General features: G+C 58.7%; 4 protein-coding genes and 1 pseudogene. 1 reads left to right on the top strand and 4 read right to left on the bottom strand.

What is annotated here, in order from left to right; all coding sequences use genetic code 11:
• The first annotated feature begins 640 nt into the window (after positions 1-640).
• Entirely contained in the window at positions 641-1,681 is a 1,041-nt protein-coding gene (locus DQ405_RS07630; protein ID WP_168423627.1) for a hypothetical protein, read from the top strand.
• A 274-nt stretch (positions 1,682-1,955) separates the two neighbouring features.
• On the opposite strand, the pseudogene DQ405_RS28495 reads toward DQ405_RS07630, so the two are convergent.
• From DQ405_RS28495 to DQ405_RS07610, 4 genes and pseudogenes are all read right to left on the bottom strand, one after another.
• Positions 1,956-2,099 (bottom strand): annotated as a pseudogene (locus DQ405_RS28495) (tetratricopeptide repeat protein); the annotation flags it as partial.
• A 386-nt stretch (positions 2,100-2,485) separates the two neighbouring features.
• Positions 2,486-3,892, bottom strand: coding sequence for an alpha/beta hydrolase (locus DQ405_RS07620; protein ID WP_168423625.1), 1,407 nt, complete (start codon positions 3,890-3,892; stop codon positions 2,486-2,488).
• Positions 3,893-4,203: 311 nt separating this feature from the next.
• Positions 4,204-4,374 (bottom strand): hypothetical protein, encoded by a 171-nt coding sequence (locus DQ405_RS07615; RefSeq protein WP_168423624.1) that lies wholly within the window; start codon positions 4,372-4,374, stop codon positions 4,204-4,206.
• A 215-nt stretch (positions 4,375-4,589) separates the two neighbouring features.
• Entirely contained in the window at positions 4,590-6,605 is a 2,016-nt protein-coding gene (locus tag DQ405_RS07610) for a TonB-dependent receptor (protein ID WP_168423623.1), read from the bottom strand.
• Between the last annotated feature and the right edge of the window lie 83 nt (positions 6,606-6,688).

The raw sequence follows: 6,688 nt of genomic DNA, 5'->3' as shown, positions 1-6,688 counted from the left end.
GAGGGGATGATTTGATCGTTTTTTAGCCGAATCACCGTTTTGAAATCGGCAAGGGCTGGAGTCAGCCAGAAATACCTGACTACTTCAGACCATCCCTAACCAAGCGGATATTGCTCAATACTCCGGGCGATACCCTGCTGGTGAAGTATATCTAGAACAAATCGGCACAGCCAACATTGCCAATATCAGTTCTAGTAGCTACGCCACCGTGGATTATATACAGCAGGGGACAGGAAACGCGCTTGATGCATACATTAGTGGTGGTCCTAGTAGCTTGGTAGGCAGTTCAGAAGGGGAGTACAACTCTGTATTGACGTCACAGTTCGGGGATAGGAATAGTCTCGATATCGCTCAGAGTGGGTCGTTCAACCAGATAGAAGCCTACCAAGAGTTGCGGGCCCATCAAGCGCTAATAAGCCAAACGGGCAACGCTAATCAAGCCTTCCTCATGCAAGGGCAATCGCCGGCAGGCCATATAGCCAGCATCGTTCAAAACGGTAATGGCAACGTAGCTAACCTACTCCAGCAGTAGAGGCCTCTGAGTCGAAGCCATACATGTGCGCTAGCCGTTAAGCAGCGCATACCTTGCGAGCTACACCTGTGATGTACGGAGCTCATCCAATGCGAACAGGAGATTCCAATGTCTAAAATGACTCCTTTAGCTACAGCGCTTTTAGTGGCGGTGAGCGGTAGCGTCCTGGCCAATGAACATATGGCTGAGGTCGAGCAGATCGGCACTAATAACACTGCAGAGCAGACGCAGAGCGGCGTCATGCAGCAATCCTATATTCTCCAGAATGGCGCCGAGAACAGAGCGCTCACAGACCAATCGGGCACCAGCAGTGAGGGTGGCCAGGCGAGCATCGAGCAAGTAGGCGCGCTAAATCTGGCTGAAATCTACCAAGTGAATGGAAGCAATCCTGGCACCGCGGCCGCCGAGATTTATCAAGCGGGCACCGCAAACAGCGCCACGCTTGAGCAACAGGTGTATCTGGGCGATCTGTCAGCTACCGCAAATATCCGTCAGGAAGGAACTGGAAACCAGCTAGACGCTAAGCAAACCTGGGTCGGAAATGACCTCAGCGTGGTATCAGTTGGGCAAGACAACACGGTTGAGGTTAACCAGTCTGGCTTCAGCACGGCGGCAATACAGCAAACTGGTACAGCGAATCAGGTGCGCCTCGAACATGTTGGTAGTGGTTGGGGTAATGATTTCGCAGCCATCGAACAGGTTGGTACCGCCAATCAGGCGGATATCTACCAGTACGCAGGGCGCTATCCCGCAGCCGAGGTCATCCTGCGGCAGGTTGGTGTCGCAAACATAGCGCAAATCGAAGCCCTCAGCGGCAATAGCACGCTGGACTACGGACAGCGGGGTACAGGGAACAAGCTTGACTCTTATCTCGCTGGGCAGAACAGCAGCTTCACCGGGTACTCGGAGGGTGAGTACAACACGGTGGTAACGTCACAAGTCGGAGATAACCACAGCTTGGACATTGCTCAGGTCGGCTCGTACAACCATATAGAAGCCTCGCAGAACTTCCACGCTCATGAAGCGCTAATCAGCCAAACGGGCAACAGCAACCAGGCTTTCCTGACGCAAGCTCAATCAGTCAACAGTCACTCCGCAAGCATCGTCCAGAACGGTAACGGCAACGTAGCCAACGTCCTGCAACAATAAAGCCCCCGCAAGGGCTGAGGCCGTACAGATGCGCTGGCTGTCTTAAGCAGCGCATTTCGGCAACGTGAATGAGTCGAAAAGTGTCGAAATCACTGTGACGAATTGTGCCGAAACGAGCAGGCGAACTAGCTGGAAACCCCGTAACGACACGCTTTGAGACGGAACGACACACTAAGCAAAAGGGTTCGATTCCCTTCGCCCGCTCCAGATACCAAAAGCCCTGCAGACGCAGGGCTTTTTCGTTTATAGCTTGTTCGTCAGGCGGCGGAGCTCATCATCCGCGGATCAGCATCGCACCGTATGGCACATGACGACGCAGTTCACGGCAGTCGCCGGGCGGCGGCTGTTGGCCGGGCGCGCGGTCGGGGTACCAGATTCGGCATTCGCCTGGTGGCGGCAGATGCCCCTTCGGAACTTCGTAGCCATGCTCGCGGCGCTCATGAGGATAAGGCTCGTAGCGACCATCGGCGTAGGCAACGCATCCGCTTAATGCGGCCGCGCCGAGCAAAGTGCCAATTCGGGTTATACGGGACATATCTAGGCCTTCATGTATTCAAAGCTTAAGGATAGCCCCGTAGGCTTGCGGAATCTGCCAACGGATTCCACCCGTTTGCCAGAGAACTCAGTGCGGTACATCGCGCATCGCCGCGCTACCGCCGAATGACTGACTATCCAGATCGAGCCGAAGTGTATTGGCAACCTGAACCAGGCGCGGGCCGCAGGCGGCAAAAAGCCCTGCATGCGCAGGGCTTTTCGTCCCTCATGAGCAAACGCTAGCCGAAGCTTGGAAGGCCTATCCCCGGATCAGCTTTCTGGGCAGGCTGGCAGCAAGTCGCGGGTGGGGATGCCCTCGTTGCGAGTGAACTCGCAACCATAGGTCGGATCGGCCACCACACGTGGGTTAAGAACATCATCGCCCGCCGGCTTGATGCCCTGCTGTTCCCATTGCAGCATCGCGGCCATCGCTTCGACCTGCTCCTGGTAGCTGAAGTCGCAATGGCTGGGTGCGCGAATGGCGCGTTGCACCAGCAGGTCGCCGTTGCCGTTGGCTTCGGCATTGCGGCGGTAGATCTGCTGATGCTTGAACGGCACGTAAAGGTCGCCCAAGGTGTGGATGCTGACCACCGGCACATCGAACTGGCCGTTCACCACCGGGATCCAGCGCAGGCCATCCGGACGGATACTGTTGGCGGGCGGATGGCCGATCACTCGGATAATCGAGTCGTTGAACTTGCGTTCTTCAGGCGACATCGCCTTGCGCGTATCGAATTGGTAACGGGTGGCGAGATTGCCGTTGAGCGAGTCGGCCAGAATGCCATTCACCGAACCGTCTTGACCTCCGGTACCCAGCACGACGCTTTGCAGACTGGTGCGGAACCCTTCGGCAAAGATCGGGCGTTCGCCACCGCTGAGATCACGAACGATACCTTCCAGCTTTTCACCCTGCGGCGATGGGTCGGTCGGGTAGCTGTTCCACAGCGTGCCGATGATCTGCGGCAGCTTCGCCTGAAAGTCGGTCGCCGGGAACGTGGTCGGGCCCAGGCCAGCCAGATGCTGCGCGGCCAGGGTGAAGTTCATGAGGTACTCGAACTGATAGACATCCCCGGTGACACCACACATCGGCACCGAGCCGTCATAGCGAACCCGGTTGTTGGCGGTGGCATAGGTTTCCGCTTCCACCGCTGCTGCCGCCACGTGGCCACCCATGGAATGGCCCGTGATGTAGGTCTTGGTCGGCTGTGGTTTGCCGGTCAGGCTGCTGAAAGCGAGCGCCAGAGCGTTGGTATCTTCGACCCCGGCACGTACATCGTAGTAATTCTTGCTATAGCTGGAGGCAGCCCAGGCGTAGCCCTGCTGCAATAACCATGGGCGGATCGAGGGTGGGCCAACGGTAAGCTCCGCGCCGGTGCCGCGGTAGCCATGAGCGTACATGACCAACATGCCATTCCAATTCGGCGGTACTTCGATCTGGTAGGACGAGCCTTCGTAAATGCCGGTCCAGCGCTCACCTGGCAAACCGGGAAAAGGCGCCAGCGGAGATTCGACCGGCACGAACGTACGTGAATCCTGTTCGCGCGATTCGCTATGAGACAACGGCGGTTTGATCGGCTTTGTCCGAGCCTGAACATCGGCGGCGATTCCGATCGTGCCAACCAGCATCAGGCCGGCAACGGCACGCGCGCAGGCTGAAGCCAACTTACTTGGAAGCATGTGAGTCTCCTCAATTATTGTTGTTGTTCTATCGATGCGAGTTTCAGAACTGCCAGGCGGAGCACAACGCGCAACACGACTAACCGTGGCAGAAAGCTTCGACCAGTCAAATACAACAGATACTCAGGGAGCACCCGGTGAGCTTCGTTTCGGAAATATTCCAACTGTTGCCGTGCTTATGACGGCGAACGGGCCGGAGAATAAGGACAAGGAAATAACCAGCTGCCTTGACGTTGCGTCAGAGGCAGAGCGTGAAGCGCTGTATCGGACCGAGAGGCAACGCTCCTCGGCCCTCTGAAAACAGCTAGGGTTCAGCAGTTGCCTTTCTTCGCCTGCCCTGGCGGGCAATGATTGCCGCCGTGATGGCCACCTCCGTCACCAATGTCGACTCCAATACCCGGCAAGCGCAGGCTACATCCGGTCATCAATAGGGCCGCCAGAACGACAGCCAATGTACGAGTCATTACGGGTACTGCTTTCATGGAATACTCCTGGATTTCCGCAATGGGACGCCGGCCGAGCCGGCTGCCCTCAGTATCCGCTTCTACAGGATTTGGTAACAGGCGGTTTCGCTCCGTCGAAGAAATGAGGCGGGTACCATCTCTGCATAAGCCTGCCCTCGACAGGCACTGACCTAGTAGCGCGGCATATCTCATCTGCCGCGATTCAGCCAAGAGACCAACCCGCCTCGGCACGTTTAGAACGCCAGGCGCATGCCCACCGTCAGGTTGCGCCCTGGCAGCAGCACATCATCCTTGATGAAGGACGTGTGCTGGCGAGCCTTTTCATCGAGCAGGTTGTTGCCCTTCAGATAGAGCAGATAGTCGGTCTGGTTCAGCGAGCCGCTGTAGCTGAGGCCGGCACCGAGCATGTTATAGCCGCCGGTGTCGGTCTCGAAATCAGCCAGCTCATCCTGGCGTTGCACACGATAAAGCTCCAGCTGACCATCCAGGGCCGTTGTGAAGCGCTGATCCACACGCACGCCCAGTCGATCGGCCGGGATACGCGGCAGATCACCGCCGCCGTCCTTCAGCTTGCCACGCACATGGTCGCCGAACAGGGTAAACGCCGTGCTATCGGTGGCCTGGAAGCGCACCTCCCCTTCGGCCCCGGTAAGGACTGCGTCGTGCTGGCGGTACTCGATCTCACGGTAGCCGCCGCCGATGTCATGGCCAGTATCGGCGGCATAGATGAAGTCATTTACCTCATTACGGAACAGGCTGAAGCTGAAGGTGGTGCGACCGGCAAACTTACGTAGCGTGAGTTCGGCGTTGTGCGAGGTTTCCTCTTCGAGATCGACATTACCAAGCTCGACGGTACGAGTCGCCGCGTGGGGGCCGTTGGCATAAAGCTCTTCGGCTGTGGGCAGGCGCTGCGAGCGTGACAGCGAGAAGCCCAGCGAGTATTCCGGAGCGAAGGTCCAGACCGCACCAGCCGAAACCGAGGTACCGCTATGGTCGGTGTCTCGCTGGCCATTGGCCTCGACGTCCTGCCACTCATGCCGCAGCCCCAGCTCGTAGCGCCAAGCCCCGGCCGTGTATTCCTCCAGCAAGAACAGCCCGTGGTTGCGGGTCAGGGTCGGCGGCACATAGGCCTCCTCTCCCAGGGCTTCGAAGTCACGACGCAACGTTTGCGCGCCGACGACGCCACGCCAGCCGAACAACGGCAGATGGGTAAGCTCCAATCGCGCATCGGTGGCGTCATTGTTGAAGCGTGTGCCCACTTCCCCGCCCTCGATTTCCTCATGCTGATAGTCGCTGTGGCCGACACGCAGGCGCGCCAGCTCGAAGCCGGCCAGCGGGTCGCTCAGCTCGCCGCGCAGATCCCAGCGTTTCTGCCGCATGTCGACGTAGGGCACGCTGCCGTGCTCCTCGTCGTGTTCGTCATGGTCGTGATCGTCGTGACCACCGCAGTGCCAGTCGCTGCCGTGCGTGTGGCACTCGGCATGCTCATGGGCGAGCAGCCCGTAGCGATTATTCTGCTCGCCATAGGCCAGCCCAATGTAGCCACGTTCGCCAATGAAACTGGCACCCAGCGTGAAGCTGTCAGTGTCGTTGTACGACCCCGTCTGCTTATCCTGCGAACCTGGAATCTCGTATTCGTCGGCCTGACGCTTGGTGCCCTCGGCTCGTACGGCGAAATTGCCGCTGCCGGCGGTGATGCCGAACACGCCGGCGCCTTCGTTCGCCGCGCTGTTGGCGCGAAGCTCCAGCTCGCCCTCATAGCCCTTTGCCGGGACATAGGTCGGCACCTTCTTGTCGATAACGTTGACTACACCACCGATGGCACCGCCGCCGTAGAGCAATGTGGCCGGCCCCTTGAGCACTTCGATGCGCTCGGCCAGCAACGGTTCGCTGGTCACCGCGTGGTCCGGGCTGATGGTCGAGGCATCAAGCAGTTCGATGCCATCGCTCAGTACTTTTACACGTGCACCATCCAGTCCGCGTATCACCGGGCGTGCCGCACCGGCACCAAAGCTGCTGGAGCGAACGCCCGGCAGGCTTTCCAGGGTTTCGCCCAGGGTCGCCTCACGCCGCAGCACCAACTCATCACCCTCCATGACCGCCACTGGCGTGGTCATCTCATGGCTCTGTTTGGCCAGGCCGCTGGCACTGACCACGACGGGATCAAGTTCGACCGGATCGGCAGCCCAGGCAGTCGGAACAAGGGCCAGGCTGATCGCCCAGGCCAGCGGGTGATGTTTCGGGTTCATATGACTCTCCAGAAAGTGGCGGATGCCTTCCAAGGCAGCCGGACAGTAGCGGCGCAACAACCTTCCCAAGCAGGCTTGTTGAG

It is taken from the genome of Pseudomonas sp. SST3 (assembly GCF_003325755.1).
Note: the sequence above shows the minus strand (reverse complement) of the source record. Positions and strands in the feature narration are given on the sequence as shown.